Source organism: Euzebya pacifica, assembly GCF_003344865.1.
Lineage (GTDB): Bacteria > Actinomycetota > Nitriliruptoria > Euzebyales > Euzebyaceae > Euzebya > Euzebya pacifica.
This window is the reverse complement of record NZ_CP031165.1, coordinates 4,140,474-4,160,605: the sequence shown is the minus strand read 5'-3', so window position 1 is coordinate 4,160,605 and position 20,132 is coordinate 4,140,474. Positions and strand designations below refer to the sequence as shown.

The 20,132-nt window shown below is 72.6% G+C and carries 19 protein-coding genes; 14 read left to right on the top strand and 5 right to left on the bottom strand.

Annotated features, from left to right (window positions below; genetic code table 11):
- Position 1: 1 nt before the first annotated feature.
- Genes DVS28_RS17840 through DVS28_RS17825 form a run of 4 tightly spaced genes read right to left on the bottom strand, consistent with a single transcriptional unit; the run spans position 2 to position 5,035 of the window.
- The gene (locus tag DVS28_RS17840; protein ID WP_164710705.1) at positions 2 to 1,306 is read right to left on the bottom strand and encodes an 8-oxoguanine deaminase; all 1,305 of its coding nucleotides are present in this window, start codon (positions 1,304 to 1,306) and stop codon (positions 2 to 4) included.
- Positions 1,303 to 3,675: a xanthine dehydrogenase subunit D gene (pucD, locus tag DVS28_RS17835; protein WP_114592669.1), complete on the bottom strand. Its 2,373-nt coding sequence runs from the start codon at positions 3,673 to 3,675 to the stop codon at positions 1,303 to 1,305. The genes DVS28_RS17840 and pucD overlap by 4 nt, the downstream gene beginning before the upstream one ends.
- Positions 3,676 to 3,677: 2 nt before the next feature.
- Positions 3,678 to 4,199 (bottom strand): (2Fe-2S)-binding protein, encoded by a 522-nt coding sequence (locus DVS28_RS17830; RefSeq protein ID WP_114592668.1) that lies wholly within the window; start codon positions 4,197 to 4,199, stop codon positions 3,678 to 3,680.
- Positions 4,196 to 5,035 (bottom strand): FAD binding domain-containing protein, encoded by an 840-nt coding sequence (locus DVS28_RS17825; RefSeq protein ID WP_216826124.1) that lies wholly within the window; start codon positions 5,033 to 5,035, stop codon positions 4,196 to 4,198. Before DVS28_RS17825 ends, DVS28_RS17830 begins: the two co-directional genes overlap by 4 nt.
- 316 nt (positions 5,036 to 5,351) lie before the next feature.
- Between DVS28_RS17825 and DVS28_RS17820 the strand changes: the two genes are divergently transcribed.
- The 14 genes from DVS28_RS17820 to DVS28_RS17755 all read left to right on the top strand — a co-directional run bounded on the left by DVS28_RS17820 (position 5,352) and on the right by DVS28_RS17755 (position 19,273).
- Positions 5,352 to 5,573, top strand: coding sequence for a hypothetical protein (locus DVS28_RS17820; RefSeq protein ID WP_164710704.1), 222 nt, complete (start codon positions 5,352 to 5,354; stop codon positions 5,571 to 5,573).
- Positions 5,574 to 5,649: 76 nt separating this feature from the next.
- A complete protein-coding gene (locus DVS28_RS17815; RefSeq protein ID WP_114592665.1) occupies positions 5,650 to 7,599 on the top strand; it encodes an LVIVD repeat-containing protein in 1,950 nt (649 codons plus the stop codon).
- A gap of 5 nt (positions 7,600 to 7,604) precedes the next feature.
- Positions 7,605 to 8,345 carry a DUF305 domain-containing protein gene (locus DVS28_RS17810; protein ID WP_164710703.1) on the top strand — a complete coding sequence of 247 codons (741 nt, stop codon included), beginning with the start codon at positions 7,605 to 7,607 and terminating at the stop codon, positions 8,343 to 8,345.
- Between the two features lie 336 nt (positions 8,346 to 8,681).
- Positions 8,682 to 8,993 carry a hypothetical protein gene (locus tag DVS28_RS17805; RefSeq protein ID WP_114592663.1) on the top strand — a complete coding sequence of 104 codons (312 nt, stop codon included), beginning with the start codon at positions 8,682 to 8,684 and terminating at the stop codon, positions 8,991 to 8,993.
- Positions 8,994 to 9,202: 209 nt separating this feature from the next.
- Complete coding sequence (gene allB / locus DVS28_RS17800) at positions 9,203 to 10,567, top strand: allantoinase AllB (protein ID WP_114592662.1); 1,365 nt, start codon at positions 9,203 to 9,205, stop codon at positions 10,565 to 10,567.
- Entirely contained in the window at positions 10,567 to 12,099 is a 1,533-nt protein-coding gene (gene alc, locus DVS28_RS17795) for an allantoicase (RefSeq protein ID WP_114594249.1), read from the top strand. Before allB ends, alc begins: the two co-directional genes overlap by 1 nt.
- A complete protein-coding gene (uraH, locus tag DVS28_RS17790; protein WP_114592661.1) occupies positions 12,096 to 12,425 on the top strand; it encodes a hydroxyisourate hydrolase in 330 nt (109 codons plus the stop codon). The genes alc and uraH overlap by 4 nt, the downstream gene beginning before the upstream one ends.
- An 8-nt stretch (positions 12,426 to 12,433) precedes the next feature.
- Positions 12,434 to 13,315 (top strand): factor-independent urate hydroxylase, encoded by an 882-nt coding sequence (pucL, locus tag DVS28_RS17785; RefSeq protein WP_114592660.1) that lies wholly within the window; start codon positions 12,434 to 12,436, stop codon positions 13,313 to 13,315.
- Positions 13,303 to 14,526: a DUF6986 family protein gene (locus DVS28_RS17780; protein ID WP_216826123.1), complete on the top strand. Its 1,224-nt coding sequence runs from the start codon at positions 13,303 to 13,305 to the stop codon at positions 14,524 to 14,526. The genes pucL and DVS28_RS17780 overlap by 13 nt, the downstream gene beginning before the upstream one ends.
- Before the next feature lie 36 nt (positions 14,527 to 14,562).
- Positions 14,563 to 15,255 (top strand): urease subunit gamma, encoded by a 693-nt coding sequence (locus DVS28_RS17775; protein WP_114592659.1) that lies wholly within the window; start codon positions 14,563 to 14,565, stop codon positions 15,253 to 15,255.
- Entirely contained in the window at positions 15,248 to 16,972 is a 1,725-nt protein-coding gene (locus DVS28_RS17770; RefSeq protein ID WP_114592658.1) for an urease subunit alpha, read from the top strand. The genes DVS28_RS17775 and DVS28_RS17770 overlap by 8 nt, the downstream gene beginning before the upstream one ends.
- A gap of 47 nt (positions 16,973 to 17,019) precedes the next feature.
- Positions 17,020 to 17,721 (top strand): urease accessory protein UreF, encoded by a 702-nt coding sequence (locus tag DVS28_RS30005; protein ID WP_114592657.1) that lies wholly within the window; start codon positions 17,020 to 17,022, stop codon positions 17,719 to 17,721.
- Positions 17,722 to 17,753: 32 nt separating this feature from the next.
- Entirely contained in the window at positions 17,754 to 18,434 is a 681-nt protein-coding gene (ureG, locus tag DVS28_RS17760) for an urease accessory protein UreG (protein ID WP_281273479.1), read from the top strand.
- Complete coding sequence (locus tag DVS28_RS17755; RefSeq protein WP_164710702.1) at positions 18,431 to 19,273, top strand: urease accessory protein UreD; 843 nt, start codon at positions 18,431 to 18,433, stop codon at positions 19,271 to 19,273. Before ureG ends, DVS28_RS17755 begins: the two co-directional genes overlap by 4 nt.
- Here DVS28_RS17755 and DVS28_RS17750 read toward each other — a convergent pair.
- Positions 19,198 to 20,049: a sirohydrochlorin chelatase gene (locus DVS28_RS17750; RefSeq protein ID WP_114592654.1), complete on the bottom strand. Its 852-nt coding sequence runs from the start codon at positions 20,047 to 20,049 to the stop codon at positions 19,198 to 19,200. The genes DVS28_RS17755 and DVS28_RS17750 overlap by 76 nt on opposite strands.
- Positions 20,050 to 20,132 lie beyond the last annotated feature (83 nt).

Here is a 20,132-nt window from a genome sequence, read left to right as displayed (position 1 = left end):
ATCAGCCCCACAGCCGCCGGGCACGAACGGCCAGGTCCGTCCGTGCGGCGTGGAGGTCCATACCGAGGAGGGTGCCGTCGGTCACGATCGGTTGGCCACCGACGAGCACGTGCCTTGCCCGACGGTCCGGGCCGAGGACGATCGCCTCGACCGGATCGGGGATGTCGGCCACGTCGTCACCGGGCCAGACCACCAGGTCCGCGCGGGCACCGACCGCCAGGCGGCCGATGTCCCGGCGACCCAAGCAGGCCGCACCGCCGATCGTGCCCATCTCCAGCGCCTCCGCGGCGGACAGGGCCGACGGGTCCTGCGCCCCCTGCCGGGCCGACCAGAGGGCCTGCCGCAGCTCCGTGATCAGCGTGCCCTGCTCGTTGGAGGCCACGCCGTCCACGCCGAGCCCGACCGGGACCCCGGCGGCGCGCAGCTCGGGCGTGCGACAGAAGCCGGCCGCCAGGCGGGCGTTGGAGGAGGGGCAGTGGGCCACGCCGGCCCCGACCGCGGCCAACCGGGCGATCTCGTCGTCGTCGAAGTGGATGCCGTGGGCGAACCAGACGTCGGGGGCCACCCATCCCCAGCCGTCCAGCACCGCGAGGGGACGCTTGCCGAACCGGGCGAGGCAGTCCGCCTCCTCCTCCCGCGTCTCGGCCAGGTGGGTGTGCAGCCGCAGGCCGTGGCGGCGAGCCAGGTCGGCGGACTCGCGCATCAGCCGTTCGCTGACCGAGAACGGGCTGCACGGCGCCACGGTCACGACGATCCGTTCGGCGTCGTGCCAGCGTCCGATGACCCGTTCGGTGGAGGCGAGGATGTCGTCGAGGTCCTCCACCACGTCGTCGGGCGGCAGGCCGCCGCGGGACTCGCCGAGGTCCATCGAACCGCGCGCGAGGTGCAGCCGGGTGCCGACCTCCGTGGTGGCCGTCGCCAGCGCGTCGAAGACGCTGTCGTCGCCACGGGGGACCAGGTAGTGGTGGTCAGCAGCGGTGGTGCAGCCCGACAGCGCCAGCTCGGCCAGGCCGACCCGGGCGGCGGCCAGGACGTCCTCGACGTCGATCCGTGCCCAGATCGGATACAGCGTCGTCAGCCAGTCGAACAGGTTGCAGCCAGTCGCCCGGCCGCGGGTCATCCACTGGTACAGGTGGTGGTGGGTGTTGACCAACCCTGCCGTGACGATGTCCCCGTCGACGTGCAGGACGGTGTCGCCCTCCTGGGCCTCGACGGTGCCGATGGCCTCGATCCAGCCGTCGCGTACCGCGATGTCGCCGGGATGGCGCGCGCCCCTGACGACCAGCCTGCCGGTGGCGTCGGTCACCGCGCCTCCGCGCCGTCGGCTGGTGCCGAGGCGGATCCCGATGCCATCGACGGCAACGCGATGTCCTGCGGGCGGACCGGGACGCGAATCAGCGCCGCACCGGTGGCGTCGCGGATGGCCGCCACCACCGCCGGCGTGGAGGAGATGGTCGGCGGTTCCCCGACACCCTTGGCGCCGAACGGGGCACCGGGTTCGGGCTGCTCGATCACGGTTGCCAGCACCTCGGGCATGTCGAGCATCGTGGGGATCAGGTAGTCGGTGAAGGACGGATTGCGCACCAGCCCATCGTGGACCAGGACCTCCTCCATGATGGCCAGGCCCACCCCCTGGGCGATGCCGCCCTCGATCTGGCCGACCACGGCCCGCGGGTTGAGGACCCGGCCGACGTCCTGGCCGGTCGTGACCTGCACGACACGGAGCAGGCCGAGGTCCGGATCGACATCCACCACGGCCCGATGGGCGGCGAAGGCGAAGGAGACGTGGGCGTTGCCCTGTCCGTTGGCGTCCAGCGGCTCGGTGGGCGGGTGATGGTGCTCGCGGATCATGCGGATGGGCCCGTCGGCGAGCAGGTCGGCGAGCGGGATCCGCCTGGCCCCGTCGACCTCGACCACCTCTCCGTCCCGCAGGGCCAGCATCCGCCGACGGGCACCGGCCGTCGGGATGTCCCAGCGTGCGGAGGCGCGGGCGAACAGCTCGTCGCGGACCGCGTGGCAGGCCAGCTGGACGGCCCCGCCGCTCATCCACGTCTGGCGGCTGGCGCTGGTCGAGCCCGCCGAGCCGATGGAGGTGTCGGTCGGGCCGAGCATGACCTGCTGGACGCCGAGCTCGCTGCGGAGGATCTGCAGGGCGAGGGTGTGGAACCCCTGTCCGACCTCGGCCGCCGCGCACTGCGCCGTCGCCACCGGGTGGCCGTTGGCATCGAGCTCCAGGGTGACCGCGGCGGTGGAGTGGTCGTCGAACCCTTCGGAGAACATCAGGTTCTTGAAGCCGACAGCCATGCCGACTCCTCGCCGGACGTGGTCCGCGGTGGAGGTCATGCCCGTCCCGCCGGGGAGCAGCTGGGGAGGGTCGTCCCCGCTGTGCACGGGCGGCAGCGGGTGGGCCATGGCGGCCTCGATGACCTCCTTGACCGGCGCGGTCCCCGTGATGACCTGGCCGGTCAGCAGGGTGTCGCCGGTGGCCAGCGCGTTGCGCAGCCGCAGCGCCACCGGGTCCATGTCGAGCGCCTCGGCGAGCCGGTCCATCTGGGCCTCGTGGGCGAAGCAGGTCTGGACGGCGCCGAACCCCCGCATGGCGCCGCACGGCGGGTTGTTGGTGCGGACCGCCCAGCCGTCGATGGCGGCGTGGGGTATGCGATAGGGCCCCGCGGCGAAGCAGGTGGCGTTGGCGATGACCGCGGTGGAGGAGGAGGCGTACGCGCCGCCGTCGAGCAGGACACGGGCCTCGACCTTCACCAGGTCGCCGTCACGGGTGGCGTGGTGGCGGTACCACAGGCGGGCCGGGTGGCGATGCACGTGGCCGTAGAAGCTCTCCTCGCGGCTGTAGAGCATCTTGACGGGCCGGCCGGTGGCGAGGGCGAGCAGGCAGGCGTGGATCTGGAGGCTGACGTCCTCCCGGCCCCCGAACGCCCCGCCCACGCCGGCGAGGGCAAGGCGCACCTTCCCGCGGGGCAGGCCCAGGCAGTCCGCGACCTGGTCACGGTCGACGTGCAGCCATTGCGTGGAGATCCACAGGTCCACCCCGCCGTCACCGTCGGGGATCGCCATGCCGGACTCGGGGCCGAGGAAGGCCTGGTCCTGCATCCCGACCTCGTAGGTGCCCTCGACGGTGACCAGGTCGCTGGTGTCCACCCCGTCGGGGTCGCCGTGGCGCAGCGGGATGTGGCGGAACACGTTGCCGTCGGGATGGATCGGTGGCGCCGTGATGGCCGCGTCGGCATCGGCCAGGGGGATCAGGGGTTCGTAGTCGACCTCGATGGCCGCCAGGGCCCGAACGGCCAGCTCCGGATGGTCCGCGGCCACCGCGGCGACGGGCTCGCCGTGATAGCGGACGACGTCGCTGGCGAACACCGGCTGGTCGCGGTGCTCCATGCCGTAGGTGGGGCTGCCGGGCACGTCCTCGGCAAGGAGGACCGCGTGCACCCCGGCCATCGCGGTGGCGCGGGACGTGTCGATGCTGCGGATCCGCGCCGCTGCGTGGGGGCTGCGGAGGGTGCGGCCCCACAGCATGCCCTCGGCGTGCAGGTCGCTGGAGAAGGCGAAGTCGCCGGTGACCTTCGGCATGCCGTCGGGCCGGTCGGCGCTGTCGCCCAGCGCCCCCGTCAACGGCGTCGTCGGTGTCGCGGTGTCGGACAGGCCGGTGACGATCATGGCTAGGAATCCTCCGTCCCGGCATCCGGCACGCCGGTATCGACTCGGCGACGGTCGCGGACCATCTCGACCGCTTCGATGATCCGGCCGTAGCCGGTGCAGCGGCAGAGGTTGCCGCTGAGCGCCTCGCGGATGGTGGGAACGTCCGCATCGGGGACCCGATCCAGCAGGTCGGTGGTGGCCACGATCAGCCCGGGGGTGCAGAAGCCGCACTGGACCGCGCCGGCGTCGAGGAAGGCCTGCTGGACGTCGGTGGGTGCCCCGCCGGCGGCCAGGCCCTCGACCGTCGTGATCTCGGCATCGACGGCATCGGCGGCCATGACGCAGCAGGCGCACACGGGCAGGCCGTCCATCAGCACGGTGCATGACCCGCACTCGCCCTGGTCGCAGGCGTTCTTGCTGCCGGGGAAGCCGAGCCGCTCGCGCAGCACGTACAGGAGGCTCTCGCCCAGCCAGGACGTGCGCACGGCGTGGTCCGCGCCGTTGACCGACAGGGGGTAGGGGTCGACGGACGGGTCGGTCATCGTTGCAGGCACCTCTCCAGGGTCCGGGCGGCGATGACGCCGACGGCGTGGCGTCGGTAGTCCGCCGTGCTGCGGTGGTCGCTGATGGGGGACGCGGCAGCGGCGCACAGGTCACCGAACCGGGTGATCGCGTCGTGGGGGGCGTGCAGCGCCGCCCAGTCCATGGCGTCGTCGATCATCGCCTCGGCGGCGGTGGGGCGGATCGGCGTGGGTCCCACCGACCCGAGGCCCACCCGCACACGGCGCGAGGTGGTGTCGACGATCACGGCCACGCTGGCGATCGCGATGGCCATGGCGGTGCGGGGCCCGACCTTGGCGACGTGCTGGGGTCCGTCGACCCGTGGCACGAGCACACGGGTGATCAGCTCGTCGGCCGCCATGGCGGTTCGCTTGGGGCCGGTGACGAGCTCGGCGACGCCCAGGTCACGGGTGCCCCGCGGGCCGACGAGGCGGACCGTGGCGTCCATCGCCAGCAGCCAGGGCAGCGTGTCACCGGCGGGGCTGGCGGTGCCGAGGTTGCCGCCGATGGTCCCCGCGTTGCGGATCTGGGGCGACCCCACCGTCCGGGCCGCCATCGCCAGGCCCGGTGCGGCATCACCGAGGTCCGCCTCGACCTGGGCATAGGTCGTCAGCGCCCCGAGGTCCAGGACGTCGGCGGTCGTCCCGATGCCCTGGAGCTCGCCGATCCGACGCAGCGCGACGATGGCGTCGGGTTGCCGGTGCCCGAGGTTGACCTCCACCTGCAGGTCGGTGCCCCCGGCCAGCGGGCGTGCGCCCGGCATCGTCGTCAGCGCGTCGAGCGCGCTGGGCAGGTCGGTCGGACGAGCGATGGTCAACGGCGTGATCCTTGCAGGTCGGCCGTCGCACGCGCGAGAGGCGGACGACAAAAAAGGCTGATGAGGCCCCACGGTCTTCGCCGCCTCGCGCCGATAGCACGAGGGCCGCCTGGCGGCATACCTGAAATCAGGGATTGTCACCGAAAGTTCTTTGGCGCAGTGTTCCGCCGTCATCTCCCGCCGGACATGACAGCAGTCGCCCCGGACCCCCGCCGGGTTCCGGGTGACCCGAAGGAAATTCCCGCCGATGTTCCAGCCTCCAGGGCGTGCCGCCGCACGCCCGCAGGGCCGGCGCCCTCTCCCCGCGCCACCCCGCTTGAACACGCTCGTCGTGGCGTTGATGCTCGTCGCCCCACCGATCACGAGCGAGGCCGCACCCCGCCCCGCCGTGGACGTGAGCGCACGGGCCATCGACGTGGTCCACCTCGACGCGCCGTGGTGCTGGCTGCCCGGCCGCAGCCCCGATCGTGCGCTGCCCGAGCTGGGCGGCGCATGGCTCGACCCTACGGAGGACCAGGGCCCCCCAAGTCGTGGGTGACACCCACCCGCACCGCCGCATCCGCGGCAATCCCGCCACCGGGCAACCCCCGGACGTACAGAAAGAGCACGCCGAAATGCATCCATCGACCCACAGGACCACGACCACCCAGCCCCCGGGCCGGCTGGTCGTCCTCGCGTTGTCCGTGCTGCTCGTGCTGGGACTCGCCGTCCCAGCCGCCGCGCTGCCGACCGCCGGCGAGGACCTTCCCGCCGACGACGGCGACGGCCAGCCACTCGACGAGTCCCATGGCATGGAGTCCATCGGGGCGGAGGAGGCCGCGCTCGCACCCGAGTACCCGACCACCGACGACCCCCGCGTCGGCCTCCCCGGTGGGCCCGGGAACACGGCCGGTGAGGCGTCGTTGAACATGCAGCGACTCGCCAGCATGCCCCTGGCCCCCGGTGCCAGCACCAACTCCGACCTCGCGTTCTTCGAGCGGGACGGCCGCCGGTACGCCGTGTCGGGCAACTACAACGGCTTCAACCTCTACGACGTCACCGACCCGGCGGCGCCCGTGCACACCACGTCCGTCATCTGCCCCGGCAGCCAGAACGACGTGTCGGTCCACGGCAACCTGCTGTTCATGTCGGTGGAGTCCACCGCCGCGAAGATCGACTGCAGCGCCGGCGGCGGTGCCACCGCCGAGACCCGCTTCCGCGGCATCCGCATCTGGGACATCTCCGACCTGACAACCCCCGTGCAGCTGCCCGGCGTCCAGACCTGCCGGGGGTCCCACACCCACACCATCGTCACCAAGCCCGGTGTCGAGGACACGCTGTGGATCTACGTCTCCATGACCTCCAGCGTTCGCGCGGCAACGGAGCTGCCCGGCTGCTCGAGCGCCAGCTCGCTGGTGGACCCCAACACGTCCAACTTCTCGATCACCGTGATCGAGGTCCCGCTGGCCGCACCGGAGACGGCGGCGATCGTCAACCGCAACGCCCGCATCATGAGCACCTGTGGCGACAACAGCTGTGAGGCCGATCACGCCAACGGGTCCCTCAACGGCCTTGCGTTCCCCAACCCCCAGCCCAACTACCCGGAGGGCTCGGGCCGCGAACCCGGTGGCCAGTCGGCCTCGCAGACGTCGGCCTGCCACGACATCACGTCCTACCCGGCGATCGGCCTTGCGGCCGGCGCGTGCCAGGGTGACGGCCTGCTGCTGGACATCACCGACCCCCCGAACCCGCGACGGATCGCCAACGTCCGTGACTTCAACTTCGCGTACTGGCACTCCGCCACGTTCAACAACGACGGCACCAAGGTCATCTTCACCGACGAGTGGGGCGGTGGCTCCGGCGCACGCTGCCGGGCGACCGACCCGCTGAGCTGGGGTGCCAACGCCATCTTCGACATCGTGCAGACCCCCGACGGGCCGACGATGGAATGGCGCAGCTACTTCAAGCTGCCCATGGTCCAGACGGCCCAGGAGAACTGCGTCGCCCACAACGGCTCGCTGGTCCCCGTTCCCGGCCGCGACATCATGGTGCAGGCCTGGTACCAGGGCGGCACGACCGTCTTCGACTTCACCGATTCCGCCAACCCGGTGGAGATCGCCTACTTCGACCGCGGTCCGGTCGACCCCACCCGGCTCCTGACCGGCGGGTTCTGGTCCTCCTACTGGTGGAACGGCACGATCGTCGGCAACGAGATCGCCCGTGGTGTCGACACGTTCGCCCTGACCCCGAGCCCCGCGCTGACCCAGCTCGAGCTCGACGCCGCACGCCAGGTCGTGACCTCCACGACCAACGTGCAGCACCAGCAGCCGATCGTGTGGCCAACCACGTACCTGACGGTGCGGGCCTGGCACGCCGCCGCCGACCGGGCAGGCGTGCTTGCCGCCAACACGAGCGCGAACGTGAAGAAGTTCGTCGACCGTGCCGAGGCAGCCACGAGCCCGGCGTCCCGCAACAACGCCGCGGCGCAGCTGCGTGCCGTCAGCAACCAGGTGAGCGGAGACTCCTCCCAGGAGGTCGGCCTGCGCAACGCCCTGCTGGCGCTGGCCGACGTGGTGGCGAGGTAACCCCCTTGGGGACGACCCATCGCACCGGAGGGGGCGGGCGCCTGCCCGCCCCCTCCGGGGCCCACCATCCGTTGCTCGCCCTTCTCGTCGTCGTGCTCGCGGTGTTCGGAAGCGGCTGCACTCGAGGACAGGATGCGGCTGCCGCGCCCACGTCCGGACCGGTCGTGCTGCAGGCCGGCGCGCCCGGCGAGGCACCCGAGCGGATCAGCGCCGAGGCGGCCGCGGCCATCGAACCGCCGCCGCACACCCCAGCTGACGTGGCGTTCGTGGCCGGCATGCTGCACCACCACGCGCAGGCCCTCGACATGACCGCCCTCGTCGCCGACCGCACCTCGATCGACGCCCTGGCGTCCTTCGCCGAGCGGATGGACATCTCCCAGTACGACGAGATCGACCTGATGGTCAGCTGGCTGGAGGCCCGGGGTGAACCCGTGCCCGACGTCGGTCCTGGGTCAGCCCACGCGAGGGGCGACCACGGCGAGCACATGATGCCGGGGATGCTGACCGGTGAGCAGATGGACCGGCTGGCTGCCGCCGACGGCGTGGAGTTCGACCTGCTCTTCCTCGACGCCATGACGTTCCACCACGAGGGCGCCCTGCTGATGGTGGAGGACCTGTACGCGCTGGAGGACGGCAGCGGTCAGGACAATGACCTGTTCACCATGGCCAGCCACATCGACGCCGACCAGCGAATCGAGATCGATCGCATGGCTGAGCTGCGCGAGGAGGTGGTTGCTGGCAGCTGAGCTCCTGCTCGGTGCGCACCACAGGTGTGTGGTCGCACCTTGCAGCGACAATCGGTGTTTCTCCACAGGCGATCCTGCCCCGTCGGCCCTCCGTGGACGCAGGTCGACGACAGTTCGGGCATGGCGTCTCAGCTCCCCAACCCAGCTCGATCCCCGGTCCCGAGGTCATCCAGGACAGTCCTCGAAGAGGGCGATGGCGCGGACGAACGCCGTGCCGGGGCCGTCGCCAGTCGTGCGGCAAGCGGGGGTGCGGGAGGCGCCGGTCCTGCCGGGTGCAGAAGTCCGTTGGAATGTCGAGCCGGCGCAACCGGTCCCATCCCGATCTCGGGTCGCCGATTGCGCGAGCTCCTGGTCATCGTCCTGCTCGAGTCGGGTGGCTCGTGGTCCTGTGCCGAGCTGGCCGACACGGTGGAGGAGCGCGGATTCCTCATCGCCGGCCGAGCGGGCAAGGTCATCTCGGACCAGCTGCGCTACGAGCTGGCTCGCGGCCGCGCCCGGCGGGTCGGCCGCGGCCGGTACGTGGTCGGCACCGTGACGAAGCAGGCGAAGTCACGGATGAACGCTCGGCTCCGAGCGCTGCGGGCCACGGCGGCGGTTGCTGGTGTCCCTTGCGAGACCTGCCGAGCCGGGCGCATGCCCACGGGGTGACGAGCGGGCTCGCCCAACCGTCGTCGCGGTTGGGCGGCGGTTGTCGCTGCAAGGTGCGACCGGCCTCCTTCTTGGTCGCGCGCTGGGCCAAGGTGGCGGGTGCTGCGGTTGTCGCTGCAAGGTGCGACCGGGGTCAGCGGTGACGGACGCGACCGGCGGCGGGGGTTCCTGTTGACGGACCGCGATGGGCACGCGAGGTTCCGTCCCTGATGTCAGAGCTCGACGCACGATCGCTCCCTGCTGACCTGGTGCTTCGCGCCCGGCAGGTCGTGACTCCCGAGGGGATCCGGCCTGCGGCGGTCCACGTGCGCGACGGGATGATCGTGGCGGTGACCGACGGCGTCCCTCGTGGCACGGACGTCGTAGACCTCGACGATCGCCTGGTTCTGCTTCCGGGCCTGGTCGACAGCCATGTGCACGTCAACGAACCGGGTCGCACCCGCTGGGAGGGGTTCTTCACCGCCACGAGGGCGGCGGCGGCCGGGGGCATCACCACGATCGTGGACATGCCGCTCAACTGCATCCCGCCGACGGTCGACGTCGCGGCGCTGCAGGCCAAGCGGGATGCCGCCGAGGGCAAGCTGCACGTCGACGTCGCCGTGTGGGGCGGGGCCGTTCCCGGCAACGCCGCCGAGCTGGCGGCGCTGCACGACGCCGGGGTGCGTGGGTTCAAGGCGTTCCTCTGCGACTCCGGCGTGCCCGAGTACGGCTGCGTGCATCCCACCGATGTCAGCCCCCTGCTGCAGCGCATCGCCGACCTCGGCTCGACCCTGATCGTCCACGCCGAGGACCCCGACGTGTGCGCGGATGCGGCCGCATCCCTCGACCTGCGCAACCCCCGCAGCTACAACACCTGGCTGGACAGCCGCCCACCGGAGGCCGAGGTCGCCGCCGTCCGTGCCCTCGTCGCCGCAGTCCGCGAGACCGGCGGCCGGGTCCACGTCCTCCACCTGTCGGCCGCCGAGGCCGGCGAGGTCATCGGCGACGCGAGGGCCGAGGGCCTGCCGATCACCGTCGAGACCTGCCCGCACTACCTGACGCTGCACGCCGGGGACATCCCCGATGGCGCCACCGCGTTCAAGTGCGCACCCCCGATCCGCGACCGGGCCAACGCCGACCGACTGTGGGACCTGCTCGCCGACGGGGTCATCGACGCGATCGTCAGCGACCACTCACCCTGCCCGCCCGAGGACAAGGCCCCCGACACCGGCGACTTCTTGGCCGCATGGGGTGGTATCGCGTCGCTGCAGATCGGGTTGCCGCTCGTCTGGACCGCGGCGAAGGAACGAGGTCACGACATCACCGACGTCGTGCGGTGGATGGGGGAGGGGCCCGCGCGCATCGCCGGCCTGACCGATCGAGGGCGCATCGCACCCGGCGCACGTGCCGACCTCGTCGTCGTCGACCCCGACGTCGAGTGGACCATCGCCGGTGCGGCGCTCGAGCACCGCCATCCGGTCACGCCGTACCAGGGCCGCACGGTCGTCGGCGCGGTCGACACGACATGGCTGGCGGGCACACCGATCGTCGAGAACGGCCGACCCGTGGGCCCGCCGCGAGGGAGGATGCGCTGATGCACGACCCCGCTGATCAGACCCGGCCCGATCCGACGCGGCCCGATCCGACTGGGCTGGTCGACCTGGCCGCCCGCCGGCTCGGCGGCATGGTCCTGGCTGCCAACGACGAGTTCTTCGCCGCCAAGGAGAACCTGCTCGAGCCGCTGCCACCGGTGTTCGACCCCCTCGCGTACAGCGACCGCGGCAAGGTCATGGACGGCTGGGAGACCCGACGACGCCGCGACCCGAGCGGCGATCCCGGCCACGACTGGTGCATCGTCCGCCTCGGCGTCACCGGCGTCATCGATGCGGTCCTCGTCGACACCTCCCACTTCCGCGGCAACTTCCCGGCGGCGTTCGAGCTGTGGGGCACCCTGACCGATGGCGGCCCACCGGGCGACGACGCCGACTGGGTACAGCTGCGGCCCCGCACCGAACTGCGCGGCGACGCAGCCCAACGGTTCGACGTCGACGCCCCGCTGCGGGTCAGCCACGTCCGGTTCGTCATCCACCCCGACGGGGGAGTGGCACGCCTGCGGCTGCTGGGACGACCGCTGGTGGACCTGCGTCGAGCCGCCGACCACAGCGGCCGGCTGGACCTCGCGGCGATCATCAACGGCGGGCGAGCGGTCGGCTGCTCCGACGCGTTCTTCTCCGCACCGACCAACCTGCTGATGGTCGGCGACGGCCGGGACATGGGGGACGGCTGGGAGACCACCCGCCGTCGGGGGCCCGGGCACGACTTCGCGATCGTCGAGCTGGCCACGACCGGCCGGGTCGAACGGATCGAGCTGGACACGACCAACTTCAAGGGCAACCACCCCGACCGCTGCGACGTCCTCGCCATCGACGCCGCGGACGCCGACCCCGCCGAGCTCCCGACCGACGGCTGGACGCCGCTGGTCCTCGACCACCCCATGCAGCCCCACGCCCGTCACGTCATCGACGTCGAGGAACCGACCGTCGCCACCCACCTGCAGCTGCGCATCCACCCCGACGGTGGGGTCGCACGCCTCAGGGCCCGCGGCTTCGTCACCGACGAGGGCTGGCAGCGCAGCACCGTGGCGCTCCTCGACGCGGCCACCGACGACCGTGCCCGCGAGGTGCTGCTGGCCTGCTGCGGCTCGACCGCCTGGGTCGACGCCATGCTCGCCCGACGACCCTTCGGGCGGCCGAGCCGGCTGCTCGGTGCCGCCGACGCGTGCTGGACGAACGTCGGCCCCGACGACGTGCTCGAGGCCCTGTCCGCCCACCCCCGCATCGGCGAACGATCCGCCTCGCGTTGGTCGACCCGCGAACAAGCTGATGCCCGGGCCGGTGAACAGGCCATCCTCGACCGGATCGCCGAGGGCAACCGCCTGTACGAGGAACGCTTCGGCCACGTCTTCCTCATCCGCGCCGCAGGCCGTTCTGCCGAGGAGATCCTCGACGCGCTGGAGGAACGCCTGGACCACCCCCACCAGACCGAGATCGCCGTCGCCGCAGAGGAACAACGACAGATCACCGCCCTGCGCCTGCAGGCGCTGCTGCGTGAAGGAGTCCCCGGATGAGCCTGTCCACCCATGTGCTCGACACCGCCAACGGCGCCCCTGCCGCCGGGGTGTCGGTCGTCGCCGAACGCGCCCACGACGACGGCTGGGTGCTCGTCGGACGGGGCACCACCGACGCCGACGGCCGCGTTCCGGAGCTCGCCGACGGCCTCGTGGCCGGCACCCACCGGCTGACGTTCGAGGTCGGCCGCTGGTTCGCCGAGGCCGACACCCCCACGTTCTGGTCCGACGTCGTCATCGCGTTCGTCGTCGCCGACCCCGACGAGCACCACCACGTCCCCCTGCTGCTCAGCCCCTACGGCTACAGCACCTACCGAGGAAGCTGAGCGTCGCCATGTCCTCCCTGCCGATGGGCCCCAACCGCTACGGCAAGTCCGGCATCCGCCTGGCCGTCGTCGACCGATCCCGCCCCCAGCACGACTTCACCGACCTCGAGGTCGAGGTGCGGCTGCAGGGCGACTTCGACGCCGCCCATGTCGACGGCGACAACAGCGGGGTGCTGCCCACCGACACGATGCGCGGCACCTGCTTCGCCCTGGCCCGCGACGGCATCGACTCCGTCGTCGGCTACGGCGTCAGGCTGGTCGACCGGTTCCTCACCGCCTCACCCGGCGTCGACCGTGCCCTCGTCACCCTCACCCAGCACCCGTGGGAGGCCGTCGTCGTCGACGGGGCACCGCACGCCCACACGTTCCGGCCGGCCGCCGGCGGACGCCCGACCTGGACGGTCACCCGCGACCGCGGCGAGCAGGCGACCGTGACCGGCGGGATCCTCGGCGCCCGCGTCCTGAAGACCACGGGGAGCGCGTTCAGCGGATTCCTCCGCGACGAGTACACGACCCTGCCGGAGACCCGCGACCGGGTCATGGCCACCACCGTCGACGCGCGATGGGGCACCACCGGCCCCGACGCCGACCACACCGGCATGGCCATCGACGTCCCCGCCACGATCCTCGCCGCGTTCGCCGGGCACGACGCCAGCGAGTCGGTCCAGCACACCCTCCACGTGATGGGCACCGCCGTGCTCGACGCCCACCCCGACGTCACCTGGATCCGGTTCCTGCTGCCCAACGAACACCACATCCTGTCCGACCTGTCGGCCTACGGGCTGGACAACCCCGGCGTCGTGTACCTCGTCGCCGACCGTCCCTACGGCGTGATCGAGGGCGTCGTCGCCCGCGAGGGGGTCACCCCGGAGGTGCCGTGGGACGGCTGACCCCGGCCGCCACGCGCAGCCTGCTCGCCGGCGTCGCCGAGGCCGACGCGGCCCACCGGCGGGAATGGCCCGGCCGCCCGACGACTCGCCAGCCGGTGCAGGTGCTGTACGTGCCGGCCCACCGCCTGCCCGAGGACCCCGTGGCGACCCTCGGCGGCGAGGCCCGTCGGTTGCTGGCCCGCCACGCCCCCGACGGGGTGGCGCTGGCCAGCGCCGTCGACTTGCCCGGGGCCATGGGGGACCGCGTGCACGCGCGGGTGCGGGCCAAGCTCGACCGGGAACCCATCGAGGACCTGCGGGTGGACTTCGAGGACGGCTACGTCGGCCACGACGAGGCGGAGGAGGACGCCGACGCCGTCCGTACCGGCCGGATCGTGGGACGGATGCTGGTCGAGGACCGCTGCACGCCGTTCGTGGGCCTGCGGGTCAAGTCCTTCACCGACGGCCTCGCCAGCCGGAGCGTCGCGACGCTCGACGCGTTCCTCGAGGCGCTGCTGGGGGAGGCCGGACGGCTGCCCGACGGGTTCGTGGTGACCTTTCCGAAGATCGTCGCGGTGGCGCACGTCGCCGCGTTCGTCGACGTGCTGGCGGCGCTGGAGGAGGCACACGGGCTGGCGCCGGACACCCTCGGCTTCGAGGCGCAGATCGAGACGACCGCGTCGGTCCTCGGTCCCGACGGGCGGGTGGTGCTGCGCGACATCCGCGATGCCGGGGCCGGACGGCTGCGGGCCGTGCACTTCGGCGTGTTCGACTACACCGCCGCCCTCGGCGTCCCTCCCGAACAACAACGCCTGGACCACCCGGGCTGCGACATCGCCCGCCACCTGATGCAGGTCACCTTCGCCGGAACCGAGGTCCGCCTCAGCGACGGGTCGACCAACGTCGTGCCGGCCGACGACACCACCCCGACGGTCCACACGGCCTGGCACGTCCACGCCGGGCACGTCCGCCACTCCCTCCTCCACGGGTTCGAGCAGGGCTGGGACCTGCACCCCGCCCACCTCGTCAGCCGCTACGCCGCGGTCTTCGGGCACCTGCTCGACGGCATCGACGAGATCCTGGCGCGGCTCGACGCCTGGGAGGCAGGACGCCGCGGCGGTGCGGTCATGGACGAACCCGCCACCGTCGCCGTCCTCCGACGTCGGGTCGACCGGGCAGTCGCGTGTGGCGCCCTGGAGGCAGGAAACACGCCTGACACGAGCGGGCCGTAGGGTCAGTCCCCACTGCCCACCGCAGGAGGAGATGCCGTGCGCCTGACGCCCCACGAACAGGAGCGGCTGATGGTGCACGTCGCCGCTGGCCTCGCTCGGCACCGGCGCGATCGGGGCCTGACGCTGAACCATCCCGAGGCGGTCGCCCTGCTGACGAGCTTCGTGCTCGAGGGGGCTCGCGACGGTCGCTCCGTTGCACAGCTGATGGACACCGGCCGGCACGTCCTGACCGAGGCCGACGTCATGGACGGTGTCGCGGACCTGGTGGGTGAGGTGCAGGTCGAGGCCACGTTCCCCGACGGCACCAAGCTGGTCACCCTGCACGACCCGATCGGTCCGCCACCCGACGGATCGTCGGACACGGGACCGCCGCCCGGTGCCGTGGTCGTCGACGGCGATCCCATCGTGCTGAACCTCGGCCGCGGCACCCTCGTGCTGACGGTGGAGAACACCGGCGACCGGCCCGTCCAGATCGGCTCGCACTACCACTTCGCCGAGGCCAACCCTGCCCTGTCCTTCGACCGGGCCGCTGCCCGCGGGCATCGCCTGGACGTCCCCGCGGGCACGGCCGTGCGGTTCGAACCCGGGGTCACCCGTGACGTGGACCTGGTCCCGCTGGTGGGTCGTCGGGCCGTCTGGGGCCTCCGCGGCGAGGTCGCCGGTTCCCTGGACCCCGCGCCCGACGCCGAGCCCGACACCCGGATCGACCCGGGGGCCGTCGATGGGTGAGCTGTCCCGCGACCGCTACGCCGACCTGTTCGGCCCGACCACCGGTGACCGGGTGCGGCTGGCCGACACCGACCTGTGGATCCGGGTCGAGGAGGACCGCTCCGGCGGCGGCGCCCTGGCGGGTGACGAGGTGGTCTTCGGCGGCGGCAAGGTGATCCGCGAGTCGATGGGCCAGTCCATCGCCACCCGCGCCGAGGGGACCCCCGACACCGTCATCACCGGCGCGCTCGTGGTGGACCACTGGGGGATCGTCAAGGCCGACATCGGCATCCGGGACGGGCTCATCGTCGCGCTCGGCAAGGCCGGCAACCCCGACACCATGGACGGGGTCCACCCCGAGCTGGTCATCGGCCCCTCCACCGAGATCATCGCCGGAAACGGCCGGATCCTCACCGCCGGGGCCGTGGACTCCCACGTCCACCTGATCGCCCCGCAGCTGCTGGCCACCGCGCTGGCCTCGGGCATCACCACCGTGGTCGGGGGCGGCACCGGGCCGGCCGAGGGCACCAAGGCCACCACCGTGACGCCGGGGGCGTGGCACCTGGCGTCGATGCTGCGCGCCACCGACGGCTGGCCGGTCAACCTCGCGCTGCTCGGCAAGGGCAACACCACCTCCCGCGACGCCCTGGTCGAGCAGGCGCGGGCGGGTGCCGCCGGCTTCAAGATGCACGAGGACTGGGGCACCACCCCGGCGATCATCGACGCCTGCCTCGCCGCCTGCGACGAGCTGGGCGTACAGGCCGCCATCCACACCGACACCCTCAACGAGGCCGGCTACGTCGACTCCACGCTCGACGCGATCGCCGGCCGGTCGATCCACGCGTATCACACCGAGGGTGCGGGCGGCGGACACGCGCCGGACATCATCACCGTGGCCAGCCACCCCAACGTCCTGCCGTCCTCGACCAACCCGACCCGGCCGCACACCGTCAACACCGTCGACGAACACCTCGACATGCTGATGGTCTGCCACCACCTCAACCCCTCCGTCCCCGAGGACCTCGCCTTCGCCGAGAGCCGCATCCGACCGTCGACGATCGCGGCCGAGGACGTCCTCCACGACCTCGGGGCGATATCGATGATCGGGTCCGACAGCCAGGCGATGGGTCGGATCGGCGAGGTGATCCTGCGCACCTGGCAGACCGCCCACGTGATGAAGCGCCGCCGGGGCGCGCTGCCCGGTGACGACGACCGTGCCGACAACACACGCGTCCGGCGCTACGTCGCCAAGTACACGATCGCGCCGGCAGTGGCCCACGGGCTGGACGACCACGTCGGGTCCGTCGAGCCCGGCAAGCTGGCCGACCTGGTCCTGTGGGACCCACGCTTCTTCGGTGTGAAGCCCGACCTGGTGCTCAAGGGCGGGGCGATCGCCTGGGCACAGGTGGGCGACATGAACGCCTCCATCCCGACCCCGCAGCCGGTCCTGCCCCGACCGATGTTCGGGGCGGCCGCGACCGTCGCCCCCACCCTGAGCGTGTCGTGGGTGGCGCCGATCGCACTCGACGACGGCCTGCCCGACCGGCTGGGACTCGGCCGACGGCTCGTCGGTGTGAAGGACTGCCGGGGCATCGGCAAGGCCGACATGCCGGGCAACACGGCCACACCCGACATCCGCGTCGACCCCGACACCTTCGCCGTCACCGTGGATGGCGAGCTGATGGAGTCCGACCCCGCGACCGAGCTGCCGTTGGCGCAGCGCTACTTCTTGTTCTGAGCACGAGTCCCCCACACGAGCACTACCCCGAGGAGCCTGATGAGACGGTGACGACCGACCCGCTGCTGCTGCTCCTGGCGGACGGCCGGTTCCCCTCCGGCGCCCACGCCCATTCCTTCGGGCTGGAGGCCGCGGTGAACGCCGGCCTCCTCTCCGGCGTCGAGGACCTGTCGGCTTGGGCCGTCGGGTGCATGCACACGACCTGGCTGGTCGACGCCACCGCCGCCGTGCGGGCAGCCCGGCTGGGCGAGGACGTGGGACGGTGGGTGGCCCTCGACGACGAGGTGCAGGCGCGCCTGCTGTCGTCCCATGCCCGGACCGTCAGCCGGACCCTCGGCCGGCAGATGCTGCGGACCGGCAGGGCCATCTGGCCCCACGTTGCCCTACGGGCCGCCGCGGCCGTGCATCGCGACGGCCCGTCGGCGCCGCTGGGACTGGGCGCGGTGATCCGCGCTGCAGGACTGCCCGAGGCGCACGCCGCCGAGCTGTCGATGCACCACGCCGTGCAGTCGGCAGCCACCGCCGCCGTCCGCCTGCTCGGCCTCGACCCGTTCGCCGTCACCCGCCTGGTGGCGCGCATGGGCTCCGACATCGCCACGACGTCGGCCCATGCCGTCGAGCTGGCCGACGCCGACGCCGACGCTGACGCCGACGCCGACGTCGGGGCCCTTCCGTCCGCCGGCGCGCCGATGGTCGACCTCCTCCTGACCCATCACCACCACGCCGACGGTCGGCTGTTCGCCAGCTGACACCCCACCCCACCGCAACCATCGAGGACCCCGTGCAGATCGCGCCCGACCAGACCACCCGTGACGGCGAGCTGACCGTCAACCGCCGGAGAACCCTCCGGGTCGGCATCGGGGGCCCGGTCGGGACCGGCAAGACCGCGCTGGTCGCCGAGCTGTGCCGTCGCCTCGCCGGCACCCTCGAGGTGGCGGTGGTGACCAACGACATCTTCACCACCGAGGACGCCGACGCGTTGAAGCGGGCCGGTGTGCTGGACGAGGATCGCATCCGTGCGGTCGAGACGGGGTGTTGTCCCCACACCGCCATCCGCGACGACATCGCCGCGAACCTCGACGCGGTGGAGCAGCTCGAAGCCCGCTACCCCGCCCTCGACCTCGTGCTCGTGGAGTCCGGCGGGGACAACCTCACCGCCGTCTTCAGCCGGGCGCTGGTCGACCTCCAGCTGTTCGTCCTCGACGTCGCCGGTGGGGACAAGGTGCCCCGCAAGGGCGGGCCCGGCGTCACGACCGCAGACCTGCTGGTGGTCAACAAGATCGACCTCGCCCCGCTGGTCGGCGCCAGCCTGGAGGTGATGGCCCGCGACGCCCGGGAACGACGGGGTGACAAGCCGACCGTCCTGACCTCCCTCGTGGCCGACGACGGGGCCCGGCCGGTCCTGCGATGGCTGACCGCGCGGCTGGCCGAGCACGCCGAGGCCCTCCAGCAGGACGCGTGACCGCGGTCGACGCCGTCGTGCCGTCGGCCGCCCCGACTGGCCGACCCGGTGAGCTGCACCCGCCCGGCCCGGCCGGGATCTCGGCGGCCGCGCGGGTCGTCGTCGGGCCCGGGCGACAGGGTCGCCCCCGGCTGCTGGAACGAACGACACGACCGCCCCTCGGCATGACGCTGGCCGGCGGCGACCTGTACCTGATGGGGACCGCCGGCGGCCCACACGGTGGGGACGACCTGTCCACCGAGGTCGTGGTGACCCCGGGCACCGAGCTGACGGTGCGTTCCGTGGCGGCGACGGTGGCACTACCCGGCGACGGCAGCCGCTCGCGACAACGGCTGCGCGTCGATGTCGGCGAGGGCGCGACGGTGCGGTGGGTGCCCGAGCCGCTGGTCGCGGCGGCGGGCTGCCATCACCGGGCCGACACCGTCGTGGACCTCGCCGCCGACGCCCGGCTCGTGTGGCGGGAGGAGCTCGTGCTCGGCCGCACGGGGGAGCCGGCCGGACGGCTGTTCGCCAGCCTGCGGATCACCCGCAACGGTCGTCCCCTGCTGGTGCACGCCCTGGACACCTCGTTGCCGGGGTGGCAGGGACCGGCCGTCACGGCGGGGGCACGGGTCGTCGGCCTTTTGGTCGTCGTCGGCCCGGACGCCGACGCGCTGCCCGACGGTCCCGTGGCCGGGCGGTTCGCCGTCGCCCACCCGGAGCCACACCTGGCGGTCGTGATGGGCCTCGCCGCCGATCACGCGACCTGGCGGCGCACTCTGGCTCAGGTCCTGGGGGCGGCACCGCCGGCAGACGGCGCGCCCACGCGGTCCTCCTTGCCGGGGAAGGGCACCCGGTAGACGCAGGTGTCGCAGTTGGCGCGGATGTCGCCCTCCAGCGCCTCGCGGTAGCGGCCGACCAGCGCGTCGGCAACCCGTGGGTCGGGGCCGAACCGGCCTGCCCGGCCGATCTCCAGGCCCGTTTCCTCCTCCACGGCGTCCACGGCATCCCACACCCGCGCCTCCAGCAGCCCGGCCAGCAACGACCACGAGAACACGACCGCCCGGGTGGCGCCTGCCCGGTGGACCCGCCGGAGCACGTCGTCGGTCCTCGGCCACGTCACCCCGGCCACGGAGTGCTCGACCCAACGGTGTCCAGACCCCTCCGCCAGCATCCGAGCAGCCTTGGCCAGCTCGCCGTTGGCGTCGGGGTCGCTGGACCCGGATGCGGCCACGATCAGCACCTCCTCCTCACGCCCCTCCTTCGGGCTGACCGCGTCGATGCGCTCCCAGCCGAGGGTCAGCAGGTCGTGGTGCACGCCGAGCACCCGACCGTGGCTGATCGCCACGTCCGGGAAGGCCTCGTGGATCTCCGCCAGCTGCTCGGGCACGTCGGTCTTGGCGTGGTAGGCCGCGAAGTTCAGCATCGGCAGGGTCACGATTCGCGACACGCCTGCCTCGACCAGCGGCCGCGCCCCCTCCACCCCCTGCGGGTCGGAGAAGTCCTCCAGCCACGCGTTGCCGACCGGGCCGTCCACCCGCTCCTGGACCAGCTCGGCCAGCTCGGCCATCTCCTCCGCCCCCCTCGGGTCGCGGGTTCCGTGGGCGATCAGCAGCAGTCCGGGCGCAGAAGTCATGGCCACCAGACTGCCCTGTCTCGCCACGGTGCAGTCCACTAGGATCAGCCCCGACGGGCGGGGACCGGCCCGCCGAGCCGACG

What these genes read in the sequence shown, in the direction of transcription:
- DVS28_RS17750 (WP_114592654.1), bottom strand. Translation starts at nt 20,049, where the DNA reads ATGACTTCTGCGCCCGGACTGCTGCTGATCGCCCACGGAACCCGCGAC.
- pucD (WP_114592669.1), bottom strand. Translation starts at nt 3,675, where the DNA reads ATGATCGTCACCGGCCTGTCCGACACCGCGACACCGACGACGCCGTTG.
- uraH (WP_114592661.1), top strand. Translation starts at nt 12,096, where the DNA reads ATGAGCCTGTCCACCCATGTGCTCGACACCGCCAACGGCGCCCCTGCC.
- alc (WP_114594249.1), top strand. Translation starts at nt 10,567, where the DNA reads ATGCACGACCCCGCTGATCAGACCCGGCCCGATCCGACGCGGCCCGAT.
- DVS28_RS17770 (WP_114592658.1), top strand. Translation starts at nt 15,248, where the DNA reads ATGGGTGAGCTGTCCCGCGACCGCTACGCCGACCTGTTCGGCCCGACC.
- DVS28_RS17830 (WP_114592668.1), bottom strand. Translation starts at nt 4,199, where the DNA reads ATGACCGACCCGTCCGTCGACCCCTACCCCCTGTCGGTCAACGGCGCG.
- allB (WP_114592662.1), top strand. Translation starts at nt 9,203, where the DNA reads ATGTCAGAGCTCGACGCACGATCGCTCCCTGCTGACCTGGTGCTTCGC.
- pucL (WP_114592660.1), top strand. Translation starts at nt 12,434, where the DNA reads ATGTCCTCCCTGCCGATGGGCCCCAACCGCTACGGCAAGTCCGGCATC.
- DVS28_RS17815 (WP_114592665.1), top strand. Translation starts at nt 5,650, where the DNA reads ATGCATCCATCGACCCACAGGACCACGACCACCCAGCCCCCGGGCCGG.